Raw genomic sequence first — 1,122 nt, 5'->3', positions numbered from 1 at the left:
GCTCATGTCACCGTATAACGCATAGTTCGAGGAGAACGCGACGATGCCGTGCTGCTTGAGTTTGTGCTTGATCTGGAAGTAAGGCTCGCCCATTTTCACGAACGGTTTGCTGTCTGCGCTACGTGCAATCACGCAGCCGTCGTTGTTCGACAACACCACGATGGGTGTCTTGGCCAGGTCAGGGCGGAATACCCGCTCGCAGCTCGCGTAAAAGCTGTTGCAGTCGATCAGCGCGAAGACAGGCTCAGGCTTTCGGATCATGGGCACGCACGCTGAATGTCACGACACCCCAGATGATCAGTTCATCACCTTCAAGGATGTATCGCGGCGGGTAACCTGCATTCTCGGACATTAGGATGATGTCGGAGCCTCGCTTGCATAGGCGTTTGCACACCGGCTCGCAGTTCACGGCCGCAATCACAATGTGGCCGTGTTCAGCGGTGATCGAGCGATCAACCACTGCCATGTCCCCATCAAAGATGCCCGCACCTTCCATGCTGTGGCCTTCAATGCGCACCAGATAGATATGCGGGGCTCGAATGTCCAACAGCTCGTCGATGGAGATGTGTTGTTCAAGGTGATCAGCCGCAGGGGATGGGAAGCCGGCTGGGACTTTGAACGAGTAGAACGGGAGCTGGACTCCCCCTCCTCCTAACGGGCCGATGATTGTGACGCTCATGGTGGGTGCCTCAACCAAAACTGTACATACATACAGTAAACGTCGAAGACGGTTGACGGTCAATGTCGAGCGAGAAAAATAGACCAAAGGGAATGACGCCCCATCAGCGGGCAGTACGGCTATGGTCGTGATAGGTACCCTAATTTTATTTGCTGATTGCGCGGCTTGGCTTTGTTGCCAAAAAAACCGCAGTCCATAGCTGTTCCGCCAACCACTGAGCCTCACTTCGACTGAGACTCCAGCCAACCCAACCAAAGCGCATCAAAACGTATTGGTCATCTAGCCTAATTTGAAAGTCGTAGATAGGCTCTTCACCACCTTTGAATTCCACCTCCGGCTCGGGATCGAACAGGGCTCCTTCCATTAGGAAATTTCTACCAATGCTCACAACTTGGAGCAGATCAGATGCTTCCTGTGACCCGGACGATTCATGACGCTCAATG

The 1,122-nt window shown here is 53.7% G+C and carries 2 protein-coding genes and 1 pseudogene; all 3 read right to left on the bottom strand.

The window, feature by feature from the left end; genetic code table 11:
* Window positions 1–261, bottom strand: a 261-nt coding sequence (locus tag AC1DRJ_RS28935) for a Y-family DNA polymerase (RefSeq protein ID WP_477805145.1), incomplete at its 3' end; no start/stop codon positions are given.
* On the bottom strand, window positions 245–679 hold the full coding sequence (locus AC1DRJ_RS28930) for a LexA family protein (RefSeq protein WP_301157944.1): 435 nt from the start codon (window positions 677–679) through the stop codon (window positions 245–247). The genes AC1DRJ_RS28935 and AC1DRJ_RS28930, both read right to left, overlap by 17 nt.
* Window positions 680–824: 145 nt before the next feature.
* Window positions 825–1,122 (bottom strand): annotated as a pseudogene (locus AC1DRJ_RS28925) (hypothetical protein); the annotation flags it as partial.

This window comes from Pseudomonas sp. P5_B2 (assembly GCF_056400445.1).
Note: the sequence above shows the minus strand (reverse complement) of the source record. Positions and strands in the feature narration are given on the sequence as shown.